This is a genomic window from Streptomyces sp. AB3(2024) (assembly GCF_041862025.1).
In the GTDB taxonomy this organism is placed as follows: domain Bacteria; phylum Actinomycetota; class Actinomycetes; order Streptomycetales; family Streptomycetaceae; genus Streptomyces.
This window is the reverse complement of the sequence record NZ_JBGWAB010000037.1, coordinates 15729-33106: the sequence shown is the minus strand read 5'-3', so window position 1 is coordinate 33106 and position 17378 is coordinate 15729. Positions and strand designations below refer to the sequence as shown.

Below are 17378 nucleotides of genomic sequence, written 5' to 3'. Positions count from 1 at the left end.
CGGTTCAGCTTCCGCGCAGGATCCGTACCCGCGTCTCGATCGCGGTGATGAGGGCCTCGACCCTCACCTCGAAGATCTGCTCCTCCGTCACCTCGGCGAGCTCGGTGCTCAGCGCGGTGATGTGCGGGAAGCCCGCGGGATCCACCAGCCGGTACTCGCGGCTCCAGGAGGACTCGTCGGCCGCGCGGACGTCCGGGTCGAAGAGCAGGTAGGCGGCGCGCTGGCCGACGTAGGCCAGCAGGGAGTCGCCGACCATCCGGTAGTGCACGGCTGCCTCGGCGCCTTCGAGTCCGGCCTCCGTGACGGCGCCGAGGATCAGTTCCACCACCCGGAACTCGTTGGGCCTGCGGGTGGTCCGGCTGGCCATGGTCGAGCCGACCACCGGGTACTTGAGGGCGACCTCCAGGGAGCCGGCGGCCAGGGCCCGCAGCCGGTCCTTCCAGTCGAGGCCCCCGGGGATGCTGTCGAGGACCTCGCCCAGGGTGCGGTCCGCCACGGACAGCAGCAGGTCGTCCTTGTCGCGGAAGTGCCGGTAGACCGCCGTCGGGTCGGCACCGAGCTCCTCGCCGAGACGGCGCACGGTGAAGGCGTCCGCACTGCCGCGCGCCGCGATGCGCAGGCTCGCTTCGATGATGGAGTCGGGAGTGAGCTGGCTTCCGGCGCGCTTGGACCGGGTGGGTGTCTCGGATGACTTCGGCATGGTGCGGCCAGTGTAACGATGCGGAACAGAGGCAGCGCAACACCGTTGACAACAATGTTGCGCTCCCGTTCACTCCTCCTCAACGAACACGCCGTGCGGGCCCCGCCCGCCGAGCCGGAGGAAGCATCGATGGACCGGAACAGGCAGTACGGCAGGCAGCGGGCGGACACCGTCTTCGTGGGAGGACGGGTGTTCACCGGGACCCACGGGACACCGGTCGACGCGGCCGTGGCCGTCGGCGGGGGCCGGATCCTCGCCGTCGCCGACGACAGCGCCGTGCGCTCCCTCGCGGACACGGGCACCGAGGTGGTGGACCTCGCGGGCGGGCTGCTCGTCCCCGGATTCCAGGACGCCCACGTCCACCCGGTCGTGGCCGGCGTCCAGATGCTCGGCTGCGACCTGAGCGGGGAGCACTCGGCCGACGGCTACCTGGCCGTGGTGGCCGCGTACGCCGCCGCGCACCCCGAAGCACCGTGGATCCGAGGCGGCGGCTGGTCGATGGACGTCTTCCCCGGCGGCACCCCCACCCGGGCCATGCTCGACGCCGTGGTCCCCGACCGGCCCGTCCTGCTCGGCAACCGCGACGGACACGGCGCCTGGGTCAACACCCGGGCCCTGCGCCTCGCCGGCGTCGACGCCGCCACCCCCGACCCGGTGGACGGCCGGATCGAGCGGGAACCGGACGGGTTCCCGGCCGGCACCCTCCAGGAGGGTGCCGTGGAGCTGGTCGCCCGCCACGTGCCGATCGCCACCGCCGACGAGGCCCACGCCGGCCTCCTCGCCGCTCAGGAACACCTCTTCTCCCTCGGCGTGACCAGCTGGCAGGACGCCATGATCGGCGCCTTCCCCGGCAACCCCGACAACTACGACGTCTACCTGCGCGCCGCCCGCGAGGGGTCGCTGCGGGCCCGGGTGGTCGGCGCCCTGTGGTGGGACCGCGAGCGCGGGCTGGAACAGATACCGGAGATCGAAGAACGCCGCCGCACCGGACGGGTGGGGCGCTTCAACGCCACCAGCGTCAAGATCATGCAGGACGGCATCGCCGAGAACTTCACGGCCGGCATGCTGGAGCCCTACCTCGACGGCTGCGGCTGCGCCACCGGGAACTCCGGCCTCAGCTTCATCGATCCCGAGCTCCTCACCGAAGCCGTACGGCTCCTCGACCGCTCCGGCTTCCAGCTCCACTTCCACGCGCTCGGGGACCGTGCGGTCCGCGAGGTCCTCGACGCCCTGGAAGCGGCCCGCGCGGCCAACGGCGCCAACGACAACCGCCACCACCTCGCCCACCTCCAGGTCGTCCACCCCGACGACATCGCCCGCTTCGCCCGGGTGGGGGCGGCCGCCAACATCCAGGCGCTGTGGGCCGCCCACGAACCGCAGATGGACGAGCTGACGATCCCCTTCCTGGGCCCCGAACGCGCCGCCCTCCAGTACCCGTTCGGGGACCTCCGGCGCGCCGGAACCCGCCTGGTCGCCGGCAGCGACTGGTCGGTGAGCAGTCCCAACCCGCTCTGGGGCATCCACGTCGCCGTCAACCGGACCGTCCCCGACGAGGCCGCCGGAACCCCCGACGCGGCCCACGGCCCCCACGGCCGCCACGAGCCGGCCGCCCCCTTCTTCCCGGAGCAGGCCCTGACCCTCTCCCAGGCCCTGACCGCCTACACCGCCGGAAGCGCCTGGGCGAACCACCTCGACGCGGTCACCGGCACCGTCGAGGAGGGCAAGTACGCCGACCTCGTCGTGCTCGACCGCAACCCCTTCGAGCTGCCCCCCGGCGAGATCGCCGGGACCCGGGTGCGCCGCACCTACCTCGACGGCGAACAGGTCTTCGCCGCGAAGGACTGAGCGCCGGCCCCCACCGGTGACGCACCGCAACGCCCCGGCCGGTCCGCCCGCGGCCGGGCAGCACCACGCCCCTCAGGAAGCTCACCCCTCACGGAGGCAGACGATGCCATCAGCCCGATCGAGAGCGACACGCACGCAGAACACCAGCCTTACCGCCCCTACCCCCCGCACCCCTCACACCTCCCGCACCGTCCGCCTCCGGCGCGCCGCGGTCGGCGGCCTCGCCGCCACCGCCGTGTTCCTCACCGGCGGGTGCAGCGGCACGGCCCACCCGGCGAAGGACGCGGCCGCCGCCTACACGATCACCGACCGCACCCCCGCCCCGGCCGGTGACCTCGCCTCCTTCACCTGGTCCACCTTCGCCGAGCCCGCCTCCATCGACTACGCCCAGTCCTTCGACTACCCGCCCAACCAGATCCTCGCCAACGTCTGCGAGAGCCTGCTGCGCTGGAACCCCGACCTCACGACCTCCCCCAACCTCGCGGAATCGTTCACCAACCCCACCCCCACCACCTGGGTCTACCGGATCCGGCCCGGCGTGCGGTTCCACGACGGGACCCCGCTCACCGCCGACGACGTCGTCGCCTCGCTGCGCCGCAACCTCGACCCGGCCGTGGCCAGCGTCTGGGCCTACCCCTTCAAGAACGTCAAGTCGGTGGAGCGCAGCGGTGACATGGAGGTCACCGTCACGCTCACCCAGCCCGACTCCACCTTCAACAAGTACCTCGCCGCCGCCCCCGGCACGGTGGAGTCCGCCGCCACCCTGGCCAAGGCCGGCAAGGACTACGGGAACCCGCAGACCGGCGTCAACTGCACCGGCCCCTTCTCCTTCGGCTCCTGGACCTCCGGCCAGTCCCTCACCCTCAAGCGCAACGACGCCTACTGGAACCCCGAACTCAAGGCCAGGTCCGGCGAGGTGAAGTTCGTCTTCCTCGCCGACGCCACCACCCGGGTCAACGCCTTCCAGTCCGGCGAGGTCGACGGCGGCTGGATGGTCCCGCCCAACGCGTACGCCCAACTGCGCTCCACCCAGGCCGGAAGCCTCTACTTCGGCCGCAACACCACCGTCGCCGACGAGGTCGTCGGCAACCTCAAGGGCCCCCTCGGCGACGCCCGCGTGCGCCGGGCCCTGCTCATGGCCATCGACCGCAAGGGCATCGTCAAGGCCGGAGCCGGCGGCGCCGGAGAGGTCGCAGACTCGCTCGTCACCGACAACCTGTGGGGCGACGTGCCCGCGGCCACCCGCGAGGCCCTCCTGAAGGACCTGCCGAAGTACCCCTACGACCCCGCCAAGGCCAAGGCGCTCGCCGCCGAGGCCGGAGTGTCCGGCCAGAAGGTCGTGATCGCGACCAGCCCCCTGGACTCGCAGACCACGATCATCACCCAGGCCGTCGCCCAGGCCGCCACGGCCATCGGGCTCAAGCCGCAGATCGACAGCGTCTCCGCCGAGAAGTACACCGCGCTCTTCACCGACCCCGCCGCACGCGAGGGCGTCGACCTCTTCCTCACCTTCTGGTACACCTCCATCACCGATCCGCTGGACATGTACGCCTCCCTGCGCACCGGCGCGTTCAGCAACTACGGCGGCTGGTCCGATCCCGCCTACGACGCGGCCGTCGACCGGGCCGTCGACACCTACGACCCGGCCGGCCACGCGCAGGCCAATGCCGAGGCCCAGCGCATCGCCCTGCGCGAACTGCCCTGGCTGCCCCTGTACACCCAGCCCGTGAGCGTCTTCCTGGGCAAGCGGATCACCGGCGTCCAGCCCTCCATCGCCTACCTCTACTACCCCTGGGCCGCCGAGATCGGAGCCAAGGGATGACCGACGAGCCCCCGGGCACGGCGCCGACCGCCCCGGCCGGTCCCGTGCCGTCCGGTCCCGCCCCGGCGGTCCTCGCCCGGGCCGGGCGGGTCCTGCGCCGGCTCGCCGGGATGGCCGCGACCCTCCTGGTCACCTCCTTCCTGGTGTTCTCCTCCCTCTACCTCGCGCCCGGCGACCCGGTCTCCTTCCTGGTACGCGGGCGCAGCCCCGGCCCCGAACAACTCGCCGAACTGCGCCACCAGTACGGCTTCGACCAGCCCTTCCTGCTGCGCTACTGGCACTGGCTCGAAGGCGTGGTCCAGGGGGACTTCGGCCGCTCCCACCTCTTCCACCAGGACGTCTCGGCGGTCATCTGGTCCCGGCTGCCCTCCTCCCTCCTCCTCGTCGCCACCTCCGCCCTGATGATCGCCGTCCTGGGCGTCGGCGCGGGGATCGTCGGAGCGCTGCGCCGCGGCACCCGCACCGACCGGACCCTGATGCTGCTGGTCACGGTCGGGGCGGCCGCACCCGCCTTCGTCGTCGCCCTGCTCCTGCGCTCCCTCCTCGGAGTCCGCCTGGGCTGGTTCCCGACCATCGGCAACGGCAGCGGGGTGTTCGACCGGCTGCACCACGTCGTCCTGCCGGCCATCGCCCTGGCCGTGACCTTCACGGCCCTGGTGACCCGGGTGACCCGCTCGGCGATGCTCGACGAACTGCGCCGCGAACACGTCGAGGTCGCACTCAGCCGGGGCACCCCCCGGCGGACCGTGATCCGGCGCCACGTCCTGCGCAACGCGCTGGGTCCCATCGTCACCGTCTCCGCGCTCCTCGTCTCGGGCATGCTCGTCAGCACCGCCATCGTCGAGACCGCCTTCGGCATGTCGGGCGTGGGCTCCCTGCTCGTCCAGAGCGTCGACCAGCTCGACTTCCAGGTCGTCCAGGCGATCGTGCTGCTGGTCGTGGCCGCCTTCGTCGTGGTCAACGCCCTCGTGGACCTCCTGCACCCGCTGATCGACCCGCGCACGGCGGCCGGGGGGAGCGCCCGATGACCCCTGACAACCAGGCCCCCGCCGCGCTCCTGTCGCGCCCCGCCCGCCTCACCCGGCTACGGGCCCTCGGGGGCAGCCCGCTCCAGCGGACCTGCCTGTTCCTCCTCGCCCTCTTTGTCCTGGTCGCCGTCGTGGCGCCCTGGATCGCACCACAGGACCCCACCTTCGGCAGCCTCGGGGACACCCTCCTCGGGCCCGGCGCCGGGCACTGGCTCGGCACCGACCAGGGCGGCCACGACACCCTGTCGGCGCTCCTCGTAGGCACCCGGACCAGTCTGGTCGGGCCGCTCGCCGTCGTGGTGTTCTCCACCGTCACCGGCATCGCCGTCGGCCTGTTCACCGCGTGGCGCGGCGGCCGGACCGACGCCCTCGCCGGACGCGTGCTCGACGTGCTGTTCGCCTTCCCCGCCCTGCTGCTCGCGATCCTCGCGGTCGCCCTCTTCGGCAAGGGCATGACCGCCCCCGTGCTCGCCATGGCCATCGCCTACATGCCGTACACCGCACGCCTCGTCCGGGGCCTGGCCCTCCAGGAGAAGGCCCGCCCCTACATCGCCGCCTACACCGTCCAGGGCCACTCCGCCGTGTTCGTGACGGTCCGCCGGATGCTCCCCAACATCGCCCCGACGCTCCTCGCCCAGGCGACGGTGAACTTCGGCTACGCCCTCCTCGACCTCGCCGCCCTCTCCTTCCTCGGCCTCGGCGTCCAGCCGCCGACACCCGACTGGGGCGCCATGATCAACCAGGGGCAGGCCGCCGTGCTCCAGGGACAGCCGCTGTCCGCGGTCGTCCCGGCCGTCGCGGTCGTCGTCGTGGTCGTCGCCTTCACCGTCGTCGGGGAGAGCCTCGCCGACAAGATTGCTGGAAGGGACCCCCGATGACCCTGCTCCGGTACGAAGACCTCAGCGTCACCCTGCCCGGCACAGCCCGCCCCGTCCTCGACGGCATCGGCCTCACCGTCGGGGCCGGCGAGGCCGTCGCCCTGGTCGGCGAGTCGGGGTCCGGCAAGTCCGTCACCGCCCGCGCCGCCCTCGGCCTCTTCCCCGAGGGCGCCCGGATCGCCGGACGGGTCAGCGTCGACGGCACCGACCTCGTCGGAGCCGACGCCGCGAGCCTGCGCGAGGTGCGCACCGCCACGGCGGCGATGATCTACCAGGACCCCCGCGCCGCGATCAACCCCGTCCGCCGCGTCGGGGACTTCCTCACCGAGTCCCTGCGCCTGGTCCACGGCTGGACCCGGGACCGGGCCCGCGCCCGGGCCGCCGAACTGCTCGGCGCGGTCGGCCTCCCCGACCCCGTCCGCCACCTGGACCAGTACCCGCACGAGCTCTCCGGCGGCATGCTCCAGCGCGTCGTGATCGCCGCCGCCCTGACCGCCGAACCCCGCCTGCTGCTGTGCGACGAGCCGACCACCGCCCTCGACGTCAGCACCCAGGCGGAGATCCTCGCCGTCCTCGGCAGGCTGCGGCGCGAACGCGGCCTGGGCCTGCTCCTCATCACCCACGACATCGAACTTGCCGCCTCCGTCAGCGACCGGATCTACGTGATGTACGCGGGCCGCATCGTCGAGACCGCCCCCGTGGGGGACCTCTTCACCACGCCCCGACACCCTTACACCGCCGGACTGCTCGGCTCCTCCCCACCGCTGGACGGCAGGGCGCCCGAGCGGCTCGTCCCCATCCCCGGCGCCCCCATGGGCCTGCTCGAATCCGCCACCGGCTGCGCCTTCGCCCCGCGCTGCCGCTTCGCCGAACCCGGCCGCTGCGACCAGTCACCGCCTCCACTGAGCGAGCACGGCCCGGCCCGGGTCGCGTGCCACCTGGCCGGCGAACTCACCCTCACGCCGCACCGCGACCGGCCCGGCGACCACCGTCCCCACCCGAACCAGGAGGTCAGGTGACCACCGACCAGCCCCCGCTCCTGCGGGTCGAAGGCCTGCGCAAGACCTACCGGAGTGGCGCCGCCGAGGTCGTCGCCGTCGACGGCCTGTCCTTCACGCTGGGCCACGGCGGCGCCCTCGGCATCGTCGGCGAGTCCGGATCGGGGAAGACCACCACCGCCCGGATGCTGATCGGCCTCGAACGCCCCGACTCCGGGGAGATCCACGTCCAGGGCCGCCCCCTTGCCGCGTCCGTACGCGGCAGGGCGGCCCGGCTGGCGCGCGCCAGAGCCGTCCAGATCGTCTTCCAGGACCCCTACCTCTCGCTCGACGCCCGGATCACGATCGCGGCCACCCTCGACGGGGTGCTCCGGCTGCACGGAACCCGCGACCCGGCGGAGCGCGCCGCCCGGACCCGGGCGCTCCTCGCCCGGGTCGGGCTCGGCGACCGGGAAGCAGCGGCCCTGCCCCGCCACCTCTCCGGCGGCCAGCGCCAGCGCGCCGCGATCGCCCGCGCCCTCGCCGTCGAACCGGCCGTGCTCGTCCTCGACGAAGCCGTGTCCGCCCTGGACGTGTCCGTGCAGGCCCAGGTCCTCAACCTGCTCGCCGACATCCGCCGCGACACCGGCATCGGACTGGTCTTCGTCAGCCACGACCTGGCCGTGGTCCGCTACGTGTGCGACGAAGCCCTCGTCATGTACCGGGGCCGGACCATGGAACACCGGCCCGTCGCCGAACTGCTCACCACCCCGCACCATCCGTACACCCGGCTGCTCCTGGCCTCCGTCCCCCGCCCCGGCTGGGACCCCGACTCCATCAGCCGCCGGCGCCGCGCCCTCGACCCCCTGGGAGTCCCCCTCGACAGGTGACCCGTCCGGGTGCGAACCCGTCGGGGCCGCCCCCGGCGACCGCCGAAAATGCGGTGCGCCGCGCGGGCGGCCCGGTCTACGGTGGCACGATGAGCACCCGCACCTTCCGCGTCACCGTCCGTGGCTTCTTCGACGGCCTCACCGCCGAACAGCACGCCGAGCTGACGGCCGCGGCCCCCGAACACGACGTACTGCGCGCTTCGTTCACCACCGAGGGGAACCTCAGCTACGAGCTGGCCGCCCGCAACTCCTTCGCCTTCCGCTTCCTCGACTCCGGGGAGGCGGAGGAGGACATCCTCGAAGCCGCCGCCCGCGCCGAACTGGCCGCCGAGAGCTGGCTGACGCAGCGCGGCTACGGTTTCAAGCGGCTGCGCTGCACCGCCGAGGACCTCTCGCTGGCCAAGCAGAGCAAGCGCCAGCGCCAGGCGGCGGCCCGCGCGGACTCCTGAACGCCCGGGGCCGCCCGGACGGGTCCGCGGGCCGGTCACACGTCGGGCAGCGGGCGGGCCGCGAGCGGGTGCGCGGGGACCTGGTGGCCGCCCGAGGGGAGCATCCGCACCTCACCCCGGTCGCTGATCTCCGCACGGACGATGCCGGTGGCGTCGGCGTACACCGGGTGGCCGCCCGGCCCCGCGGTGTCGGTGCGGTCCACCACCACGACGTCCTCGCCCGTCCCGTCGGTGGAGGGGAAGACCAGCTCGTACCGCTTGCCGCTCATGTACGCACTCCCGTCGTTACACGACCCCCACACCCTCCCATCGTGGGCCGGTCCGGCCCGGCCCGCCCGGTGGCTTTGCCTCCGTTTTGCGTTCGCGGGGGTGGCCCGCGATGAGATAGTGGCGCTCTCCAAGGAAGGGCGGCAAGGGGTGCGGCTGGCGGAACTGAGCGAGCGCAGCGGTGTCTCCACCGCGACCATCAAGTACTACCTGCGCGAGGGCCTGCTGCCGCCCGGACGCCGGATCGGTGCGACGACGGCCGACTACGACGAATCGCACCTGCGCCGGTTGCGCCTGGTGCGCACGCTGATCCAGGTCGGCGGGGTGCCCGTGGCGACGGCCCGCGAGGTGCTCCGCCACGTCGACGACGACTCGCTGGGCCGGACGATCCGCACGGGAGCCGCCCTGTGGGCGCTGCCGCGCGTACCGGAGCCGGACGAGGAGGACGAGGCCGTGGCGACCGCCCGCGCCGAGGTGGACCGCCTGCTGGAGGAGCTGGGCTGGTCGACCGCCCGGGAACTGGCCCCGCTCTCTCCGGACCACCGCTCCCTGGTGCTGGCGGTGGCCTCGCTCATCCGCCTCGGCTACCGCTGGGACGCGCGGATGCTGGCGCCCTACGCCCGTCTGATGCACCAGGTGGCCGTCCGCGACCTCGACAACATGGAGGACTACGGCTCGGAGGCGGAGAGGGTGGAGGCGGCGGTCGCCTCCGCCGTCCTCTTCGAGCCCGTGCTCAAGGCCATGCACCGGCTGGCGCAGGAGGAGGAGTCGGCCCGTCGCTACGGGCTCTCCTGACCCCGTACGGCGTCGCTTCCCCCCGGCGGGGCGTACCCGCGGGCGGCGGTCACCTCCCGGGCCAGCGCGGTGAAGGCCCGGGCCGCGGCGCTCGGGTACGCGCCGTCGCGCCGCAGCAGGCTCACGGTGCGCGGCGGCAGCGGCGGGACCAGCCGGACCGGGGTCAGTCGCGGATGGTCGTCGGTGACGGCGTCGGGCAGGACGGTGGCCAGGCCGGTCCGCTGCACGAGCTCGGTCAGCGCCTGGACGGAGCCGGCCTCCACCGCGACGCGGGGCCTGACCCCGTGCGCGGCGAGGTAGGCGTCGATGTGTTCCCGGGTCGCGAAGTCCCCGCTCAGCAGCGCCAGTCGACGGTCCGTCAGGGCCGATACCGGCAGCGGATCCGGCTCCGGCGCCGCGGGGACCGTACCGCGTCCGCCGACCACCAGGCCCAGGGTCTCGGTGAACAGCCCGGTCGCGGCGATCCCCGGCAGGTGGACGCCCCGGAAGGCGATGCCGAGGTCGGTGTCGTCGGCCAGCAGCGCGACCTCGATGCGGTCCTGGGGCATCTCCCGCACCTCCACCGTGATGCCCGGATGCGCCGTGTGGAAGGCGGCGAGCAGCGGGCCGAGGAGGTACGCCGTGAAGGTGGGGGTGAGGGCCAGCCGCAGGTGGCCGCGGCTCAGGTCGGCGAGGTCGTGGACCGCCCGCTCGGCCGCCGCGAGGTCCCGCAGCGCCCGGCGGGCGTGCTCCGCGTAGACCGCTCCGGCGTCCGTGAGGCGCACCGCGCGTCCGCTGCGGTCCAGGAGCTGCACGCCCACCGTCCGCTCCAGCTGCTTGACCTGCTGGGACAGGGTGGGCTGGGAGATCCGCAGCTCCTCGGCGGCGCGCGTGAAGCTGCTGTGTTCGGCGACCGCGAGCAGGTAGCGCAGGTGACGCAGTTCCAAAGCCATGCGACCGACTATAGATGACATCGATGAGGGTCATCGAATACCGCTCTTGGACACTATGACCGCAGGTCATGCATGGTGGAACACGTCAGCCCCCACGGGGGTGGATCCCAGAGAACGGGAGTGACCATGCACGACCTCACCGAGGGCGTCGAGCGGTTCCGCCACGACGTCTTCCCCGCCAAGGCGGAGCTCTTCGCCGAGCTCGCCGCGACCCACCGCCCGCGGACCCTGTTCATCAGCTGCTCCGACGCCCGCGTGGTTCCGGAGCTGATCACCCAGAGCGAGCCGGGCGAGCTGTTCGTCGTCAGGACCGCGGGCAACCTCGTCCCCGCGCACACCCCGGGCCCGGACGGGGTGGCGGCCGGCGTCGAGTACGCCGTCGCCGTCCTCGGCGTCACCGACATCGTGGTCTGCGGCCACTCCGCCTGCGGCGCGATGACCGCGCTCGCCGAGCGCCACGACCTCGGCCCCCTCCCGGCGGTGGCCGACTGGCTCCGCCACGCGGACGCCGCCCTCGCCCGCACCGCCCCGGCCGACGGCGGCCCGTACCCCCTGGACGCGCTGGTACGGGAGAACGTCCGGGCCCAGCTGGCGAACCTCGCCACCCACCCCTCGGTGGCCCGCGCCCTCGCCGCCCGCTCGCTGGTCCTGCGCGGCTGGGTCTACGACATCCCCTCCGGCGCCGTCGAGGAGATCGAGCGCACCGGCGGCCCCGTCGCCCTCGCGGCCTGATCCGCCGCTCCCCGCCCCGGCACCCCACCCCGAACCCCTTCCCCCTCCGAAAGGAAACCCTTCCCATGGTGCACGCCCAGTTCGCCCCCGCCGTCCGTGAGCGGATCGCCGACGCCGCCGTCGAGGCCAAGGTCCGCAAGAACCTGACCTGGCGCCAGATCGCCGACGTCACAGGCCTGTCCGTGGCCTTCGTCACCGCCGCCGTCCTCGGCCAGCACCCGCTGCCCGAGCCCGCCGCCAAGGCCGTCGCCGAACTCCTCGGCCTCGACGAGGACGCCGCGATGTGGCTGCAGACCATCCCCACCCGGGGCTCGATCCCCGGCTCCGTCCCCACCGACCCGACGATCTACCGCTTCCACGAGATGCTCCAGGTCTACGGCACCACCCTCAAGGCCCTGGTCCACGAGGAGTTCGGCGACGGCATCATCAGCGCCATCAACTTCCGCCTCGACGTGCGGAAGGTCGCCGACCCCGACGGCGGCGAGCGCGCCGTGATCACCCTCGACGGCAAGTACCTTCCGACCAGGCCCTTCTGACCCCGGCCGCCGGGGCCGGTCCGCTCACCGGCCGGCCCACCGGTCCACTCACCGGCGCGGGTCCAGGCAGGCCAGCGCCGCCGACGTGAGCGCGCCCACCCCCGCCGGCAGCGCCGTCCGCACGTCGGGCGCGAAGTCCGGCGCGTGATTGGCCGGGAGCGCGGCCAGCTTCGCGGCGGCGCCCTCCCCGGGCGCCGCCGCCCACGCGGCGGGGCCGACCACCCCCAGCATCCAGTAGGCGAGCCGCACCCCCTGCGCCCCGTGCACCGCCCGCCCCGCGTCGCCGAACAGTCCGAAGTCCTCCGTGGCCAGCGACGGCGGCCACATCGCCACCCGCTCCGCCCCGAAGTGCGCCGCGTGCGCCGCCCGCACCACCCCCGTCGTCGCCGGATCGGGGTGGGTGACGGGGGACTCGCGCTCGCGGACGATCTCCGGTTCGCGGGGGCAGCCGGAAGCCGCGCACTCCGCGCGGACGATCCGTTCGACGCCGTCCGCGGCCCGCGCGAGCGCCGCCCCGCCCGCGGCCCGTACGGTGATCGCCAGCTCGGCCCGCTCCGGCACCACGTTGGCGCGCTCGCCCGCCCGGAACGAGCCCACCGTGACGGCCACCTGCTCCGAGGGCGCCGCCTCCCGCGCCACCACCGTCTGCAGCCGGGTCACCACGTGGGCCGCCGTCACCACCGGGTCCACCGTCAGGTGCGGGGCGCCCGCGTGCCCGCCCCGGCCGTGCACCACGACCCGGAAGGTGACGCTGCCCGCCGTCATCGGCCCGTACCCGTGCGCCACCATCCCGGTCGGGAGCGGCGCGGCGTGCTGGGCGAGGACCGTGTCCGGGCGGCCGACGCGCTCGTACAGCCCGTCGGCGAGCATCGCCGCGGCCCCGTCGAGGGTCTCCTCCGCGGGCTGGCCCACCACCACCAGCGTGCCCCGCCAGGCCTCCGGGGCGGCGCCCGCCAGCACGGAGGCGGCCCCGGCCGCCGCGGCCAGGTGCAGGTCGTGCCCGCAGGCGTGCGCCACCGGCCCCTCGCTCGCGTACGGCAGCCCGGTGGTCTCGCGGACCGGCAGCGCGTCCAGCTCGGCGCGCAGCACCACGGTCGGGCCCTCGCCCCGTCGCAGCACCCCGGCCACGCCGTGCCCGCCGATCCCGCGCGTGGTCGCGTACCCGGCGGACTCCAGCCAGTCGGCGAAGCGGCCCGCCGTGCGCCGCTCCCCGCCCGACAGCTCCGGGTGCCGGTGCAGATCGAGGTAGAGGGTGGTCAGCGGCCGCAGGAGCGGGGGGAGCGCCGCGAGTACGGCGGAGGCGGGGCCGGGGACGGAGGCGGAGGCCGGGGCGGTCGCGGTCATGGAGCCCATGATCGGCCACCGGATCCGGCCGGGTCTGTCAGGCCGCTGACACCTTCTGTCAGCGGAATGTCAGAAGGAGGACACGTGACATGACGGTGCGAGCGGTTCTCCTGGAGGGGCACCGCACGGAGACGGCCGTCCCGTGGCCGCGCACCCAGTGACCGCACCAACTGAAGGAGTCCCCATGGAGAAGTCGCCGCTCGCCTCGCTCGCCGACGAGATCCTGGAGCTGGAGTCGGAGACCTTCGAGATCTCGGACTACTCGGACGCCAGCGAGGTCGTGCTCGCCGGTTCCACCAGCTGCAGCTCCACCTCGACCTGTTCCTCCACCACCAGCACCACCTCCTGCAGCGCCTGACCCGAGCTCAGCAGGCCGTGCACCCGGATGCCCCGGCCCCCTCTCCCGAGGGGACCGGGGCATCCGGCGCGCGGGGTCGGCCCGCTCAGGGGAAGGGGTGCGGCACCAGCCGGACCTCCGCCTCCGTCAGCGGCTCCCGGCGCAGCCCGGCGCGCACGGCCGCCGTCCGCATCCTCGGCATGTACGGGGCCCGCTGGCGCGACCAGCCGAAGTCGATCGGCAGCAGCCCCGGGACGACCGCGCACACGGTGCTCAGGCCCGCCCGGCGCTGCTCAGGGGTCGTCTGGTCCACGACGATCACATCGTGTCCGGCGGAGGTGAGTTCGCCCACGCACAGCATCAGGTCGTCGCGCAGATCGCCCGTCCGCGGGCGCCCCCGCTCCTCCCACTCCCGGTACAGCCCGTCCATCGGCCGCACGGCGAGCGGCTCCAGGTACGGGTGCACGTACGGGGACATCGCGGGCAGCCCGTACAGCTGGGCATGGTCCTTGAGGTGCTTGACCAGGGAGAAGTCCCGGGTCATCGCCTCCAGTTCGGCCTGCCGCTCCGCCACCTGGCCGGGCAGGTGCGGGATGTAGGTGAGCACCTCCGACAGGGCGGCCTCCACCGCCGTCGCCGGATCCAGCGCGGCGCCCGCGCCGAAGGAGTGCAGCCCCGGCCCGCCGTCGCGCCGCACCGCGAGCCCCGTCACCACCGGCACCGCCAAGTCGATCCGGTTGTCGAAGGCGTGCACGTCGTACCCCTGCAGGGCGGCCCGGTCCACCATCGTCCGCACCGCCGGCCCCGGCACGGACGCCAGGTCGATCTCCGTCAGCCGCAGGCCGCCGTACCAGGCGAGCAGGAAGGCGTCCCGCTCGATCAGCTCCAGCAGCGCGCCGAGCAGGGCCTCTTCCGGGGAACCGCCGATCGCGCAGCCGTTGGAGCACTCGAAGACGAAGTTGTCGGCCGCGAGGCCCGCGCTGTAGTACGCCAGGCGGGCCGGGACCAGCACCGGGCGGTCGTCGCGCAGCGAATGCCCGTACACCCAGGGGATGGGCCGCTGCGGGTCGAAGGGCGAGACCAGCGGATCGTCGCGGTAGGTCGCCTCCGGGTAGAAGCCGCAGAGCGCCGGGTCCAGGGCCCGCCCGCCCAGTTCCGCGTACGGGGCGGTGAGCACCTCGGTGGCGCCGGTGCGCCGGTGCGTGCCCGCGTACCGCTCCAGGCCCTCCAGGAAGGCCAGGTCGCGGCTGGCGGAGAAGCTGTTCGCCTGCCCGCTCCAGGTGACGTCCGTCAGCCCGGCGTAGCCGCGCATGAAGACGCTGCCCGCGACGGGCGCGGTGGTCGGCGAGGTCACGTTGGTCCAGGTGCCCGCGCCCAGCACCCCCGTCACCGGGTTGGCCAGCGCCTCGTGCGGCACCGGGTACGAGGACGCCGCGCGCAGCCGCTGCGCCCCCGGGTGGGGTTTGGGCCGCGAGCGGGGGGTGAAGGGCCGCGGGGCGTCGGTGCCGCGCGGGCCGCAGTCCGGGCAGAGCGGGTCGGCTGCCAGCGGGTACGTGCGCACCTGGAGGGTCTCCAGGTCCAGCCGGGAGACCTGGGGCAGGGCCCGGTCGGCCGGCGACGGGCCGGGCGCGCCCGCCTCCCCGCCCGCCACGGCCGCGTGCAGGGCGGCGACCGCGTCGAGCACGTACGGGGACGGCCGCGGCCAGTGCGCCGCCACGGCGGTGACCGGCCCGGTGCCGGTCTCCAGCGCGTCCCGTTCGCTGCGGCGGCGCCGCCGCTGCCAGCGCATCGCCAGGCACTGCCCGCAGGCGGGCGCGGTGCCGTCGCCGCCCCACGGGCCGACCAGTACGGCCCGGGCGCTGAGGTGGACGGTCGCCGCCGGCCGGACCGTCGCGAACGGGTCGGCGGCGCGCGGTCCCAGGGCGTCGTGCACCCCCAGGGTGACGACGGCGGGCCCGGTGCCCGCGCCGCCGAGGGCCCCCTCCAGCGCGCGCCGGGCCGCTTCCATCGGGGCGCCCGCCGGGGCCCCGGCCCGTACGGCTCTCGTCGTGGTCATGACTGGTTGCTCCAGCGGAAGGTCTTGAGCCCGATCCCGCCGAACAGCAGGGCGAACCCGCACAGTGCCGCGCACCCGATCCCGATGCCGGCGAGCGAGCCCGAACCGGTCAGCGCGCCCGTGGCCGCGTCGTTGAGGTAGCGCAGCGGCAGCACCCGGGAGACCGACCGCAGCCAGCCCGGCATCATGTCGAGCGGCAGGAAGGACCCGGACAGGAACGCCATCGGCACCATCAGGCAGTTGGCGATCGCGGCGACGGCCTCGGGGGTGTTGGCGAAGTTCCCGACGATCACGCCGATCGCCATGAAGGCGGTGATCCCGGCCACCAGCGCCGGCAGCACCAGCGGCCAGCGGCCGTCCAGGACCAGCCCGAAGCCGGGCAGCATGGCCACGGCTATGAACACCGCCGCCTGCACGACGCCCACGACCACGGCCAGGACGTAGCGGGAGGCCAGCACGGTGGTCAGCGGCGTCGGAGTGAGCCGGATCAGCCGCAGCAGGTCGTCGCGCCGCCACTGCATCAGGGTGAAGGCGATCCCGAAGACGGCGGCGTTGGCGACGCCCCAGGACATCACCCCCGGTGCGATGTACGAGATGTAGGGGCGCCCGCTCTCCTCCACGTCCTGGCCGCTGAAGATCAGGCCGAAGACGACGAGGAAGAGGAGCGGGAAGGCGAAGGTGAAGAAGAGGGTGGCCTTGTCGCGGACCTGGGCCCGGTAGCCCGACGAGGTCAGTGCCGTGTATGCGCTCATGCCGGGGACTCCGTGGTGTGTGCGGGGGTGCGGCCGGCGTCCGGCCCGTGGTGGTGGCCGGTGAGTTCCAGGTAGACGTCCTCCAGGGTCGCGGTCCGGGTCATCACCCCGTCGAGCCCGGTCAGAGCGTCGACGGCCTGCAGGACCCGGCCGGGGGCCGAGGTCTCCAGCACCAGGGAGCCGCCCTGCTCGCTCACCCGGTCCACCCCCTCCAGGGCGGCGGCCTGCGCGAGGCCGATCCGCCCGGCCGGCACCAGCAGCCGGGCCGGGGCCCCGGCGGAGGCGACCAGCCGGTGCGGGGAGTCGAGGGCGGCGATCCGGCCCGCGACGAGGATGGCCACCCGGTCACACAGGGCCTCGGCCTCGTCCAGGTGGTGGGTGGTGTAGACGATGGTGCGGCCCTCGCTCTTGAGGGCGCGCAGCACCTCCCACAGGTCGCGGCGGGCCTGAGGGTCCAGCGCGGCCGTCGGCTCGTCCAGGAAGATCAGTTCGGGGTCGTGGACCAGCGCCGAGGCGATGGCGAGCCGCTGGCGCTGCCCGCCCGAGAGGTTTTCGACGAGGACGTCGCGCTGCTCGCTCAGGGCGACCGTCTCCAGCGTGCGGTCCGCGGCGGCCGCGTCCTTGCGGTACAGCCCGGCGACGGTCGCCAGGTGCTCGCGCGCCGTCTGCCGCACGAAGAAGGCCGACGCCTGCGTCTGGACGCCGATCCGCGGCAGCAGCGCCGTGTTGCGGGGCCAGGGGCGTTCGCCCAGGACCTCCACCGTGCCGGAGTCCGCCCGGCGCAGGCCCTCGACGATCTCGATGAGGGTGGTCTTGCCCGCGCCGTTGGGGCCGAGCAGGCCGAAGAACTCGCCGCGGCGCACGTCGAGGGAGATGCCGTCCACGGCCTGGCGGTCGCCGTAGCGCTTGCGGACCTCCTGGACGGAGACGGCGACGGGGCCCGTGACGGGTGCCTCGGGCGGTGGGGTGCGGTCAGTTGTCATGGGCGGTGCGGTTCCCTCGGTATCGGTATCGGTATCGGCATCGGAGACGGAGCGG

At 74.1% G+C, this 17378-nt stretch carries 18 protein-coding genes; 11 read left to right on the top strand and 7 right to left on the bottom strand.

Annotated elements, in window-relative coordinates:
• Positions 1-4 precede the first annotated feature (4 nt).
• Entirely contained in the window at positions 5-700 is a 696-nt protein-coding gene (locus ACEPPI_RS17185; RefSeq protein ID WP_373916093.1) for a TetR/AcrR family transcriptional regulator, read from the bottom strand.
• 129 nt (positions 701-829) lie between these two features.
• Between ACEPPI_RS17185 and ACEPPI_RS17180 the strand changes: the two genes are divergently transcribed.
• From ACEPPI_RS17180 to ACEPPI_RS17150, 7 genes are all read left to right on the top strand, one after another.
• The gene (locus ACEPPI_RS17180; protein ID WP_373916092.1) at positions 830-2545 is read left to right on the top strand and encodes an amidohydrolase; all 1716 of its coding nucleotides are present in this window, start codon (positions 830-832) and stop codon (positions 2543-2545) included.
• Positions 2546-2648: 103 nt separating this feature from the next.
• On the top strand, positions 2649-4367 hold the full coding sequence (locus tag ACEPPI_RS17175) for an ABC transporter substrate-binding protein (RefSeq protein ID WP_373916091.1): 1719 nt from the start codon (positions 2649-2651) through the stop codon (positions 4365-4367).
• Positions 4364-5395 carry an ABC transporter permease gene (locus tag ACEPPI_RS17170; RefSeq protein WP_373916090.1) on the top strand — a complete coding sequence of 344 codons (1032 nt, stop codon included), beginning with the start codon at positions 4364-4366 and terminating at the stop codon, positions 5393-5395. The genes ACEPPI_RS17175 and ACEPPI_RS17170 overlap by 4 nt, the downstream gene beginning before the upstream one ends.
• A complete protein-coding gene (locus ACEPPI_RS17165) occupies positions 5392-6273 on the top strand; it encodes an ABC transporter permease (protein WP_373916089.1) in 882 nt (293 codons plus the stop codon). Before ACEPPI_RS17170 ends, ACEPPI_RS17165 begins: the two co-directional genes overlap by 4 nt.
• Positions 6270-7292 carry an ABC transporter ATP-binding protein gene (locus ACEPPI_RS17160; RefSeq protein WP_373916088.1) on the top strand — a complete coding sequence of 341 codons (1023 nt, stop codon included), beginning with the start codon at positions 6270-6272 and terminating at the stop codon, positions 7290-7292. Before ACEPPI_RS17165 ends, ACEPPI_RS17160 begins: the two co-directional genes overlap by 4 nt.
• The gene (locus tag ACEPPI_RS17155; protein ID WP_373916087.1) at positions 7289-8140 is read left to right on the top strand and encodes an ATP-binding cassette domain-containing protein; all 852 of its coding nucleotides are present in this window, start codon (positions 7289-7291) and stop codon (positions 8138-8140) included. Before ACEPPI_RS17160 ends, ACEPPI_RS17155 begins: the two co-directional genes overlap by 4 nt.
• Before the next feature lie 89 nt (positions 8141-8229).
• Entirely contained in the window at positions 8230-8589 is a 360-nt protein-coding gene (locus ACEPPI_RS17150; RefSeq protein ID WP_373916086.1) for a DUF6204 family protein, read from the top strand.
• A 35-nt stretch (positions 8590-8624) separates the two neighbouring features.
• Here the strand turns inward: ACEPPI_RS17150 and ACEPPI_RS17145 are convergent, their stop codons facing one another.
• Entirely contained in the window at positions 8625-8858 is a 234-nt protein-coding gene (locus ACEPPI_RS17145; protein ID WP_373916085.1) for a DUF6296 family protein, read from the bottom strand.
• A gap of 148 nt (positions 8859-9006) precedes the next feature.
• Here ACEPPI_RS17145 and ACEPPI_RS17140 point away from each other — a divergent pair, with 148 nt between their 5' ends.
• Complete coding sequence (locus tag ACEPPI_RS17140) at positions 9007-9651, top strand: MerR family transcriptional regulator (RefSeq protein ID WP_373916109.1); 645 nt, start codon at positions 9007-9009, stop codon at positions 9649-9651.
• On the opposite strand, the gene cynR is transcribed toward ACEPPI_RS17140, so the two are convergent.
• The gene (gene cynR / locus ACEPPI_RS17135; protein ID WP_373916084.1) at positions 9636-10583 is read right to left on the bottom strand and encodes a transcriptional regulator CynR; all 948 of its coding nucleotides are present in this window, start codon (positions 10581-10583) and stop codon (positions 9636-9638) included. The genes ACEPPI_RS17140 and cynR overlap by 16 nt on opposite strands.
• Positions 10584-10709: 126 nt before the next feature.
• Between cynR and ACEPPI_RS17130 the strand changes: the two genes are divergently transcribed.
• Together ACEPPI_RS17130 and cynS are read left to right on the top strand one after the other, a co-directional pair.
• The gene (locus tag ACEPPI_RS17130) at positions 10710-11315 is read left to right on the top strand and encodes a carbonic anhydrase (protein WP_373916083.1); all 606 of its coding nucleotides are present in this window, start codon (positions 10710-10712) and stop codon (positions 11313-11315) included.
• A gap of 65 nt (positions 11316-11380) precedes the next feature.
• Positions 11381-11851 (top strand): cyanase, encoded by a 471-nt coding sequence (cynS, locus tag ACEPPI_RS17125; protein WP_356224539.1) that lies wholly within the window; start codon positions 11381-11383, stop codon positions 11849-11851.
• A gap of 48 nt (positions 11852-11899) precedes the next feature.
• On the opposite strand, the gene ACEPPI_RS17120 is transcribed toward cynS, so the two are convergent.
• A complete protein-coding gene (locus ACEPPI_RS17120) occupies positions 11900-13195 on the bottom strand; it encodes an amidohydrolase (RefSeq protein WP_373916082.1) in 1296 nt (431 codons plus the stop codon).
• A gap of 184 nt (positions 13196-13379) precedes the next feature.
• Between ACEPPI_RS17120 and ACEPPI_RS17115 the strand changes: the two genes are divergently transcribed.
• Positions 13380-13553 (top strand): thiazolylpeptide-type bacteriocin, encoded by a 174-nt coding sequence (locus ACEPPI_RS17115; RefSeq protein ID WP_007268044.1) that lies wholly within the window; start codon positions 13380-13382, stop codon positions 13551-13553.
• 85 nt (positions 13554-13638) lie between these two features.
• On the opposite strand, the gene ACEPPI_RS17110 is transcribed toward ACEPPI_RS17115, so the two are convergent.
• The 3 genes from ACEPPI_RS17110 to ACEPPI_RS17100 are packed head-to-tail and all read right to left on the bottom strand — an operon-like array spanning position 13639 to position 17323.
• Positions 13639-15588: a TOMM precursor leader peptide-binding protein gene (locus ACEPPI_RS17110; protein WP_373916081.1), complete on the bottom strand. Its 1950-nt coding sequence runs from the start codon at positions 15586-15588 to the stop codon at positions 13639-13641.
• The gene (locus tag ACEPPI_RS17105) at positions 15585-16340 is read right to left on the bottom strand and encodes an ABC transporter permease (protein ID WP_356219097.1); all 756 of its coding nucleotides are present in this window, start codon (positions 16338-16340) and stop codon (positions 15585-15587) included. Before ACEPPI_RS17105 ends, ACEPPI_RS17110 begins: the two co-directional genes overlap by 4 nt.
• Complete coding sequence (locus tag ACEPPI_RS17100) at positions 16337-17323, bottom strand: ABC transporter ATP-binding protein (RefSeq protein WP_373916080.1); 987 nt, start codon at positions 17321-17323, stop codon at positions 16337-16339. The genes ACEPPI_RS17105 and ACEPPI_RS17100 overlap by 4 nt, the downstream gene beginning before the upstream one ends.
• Between the last annotated feature and the right edge of the window lie 55 nt (positions 17324-17378).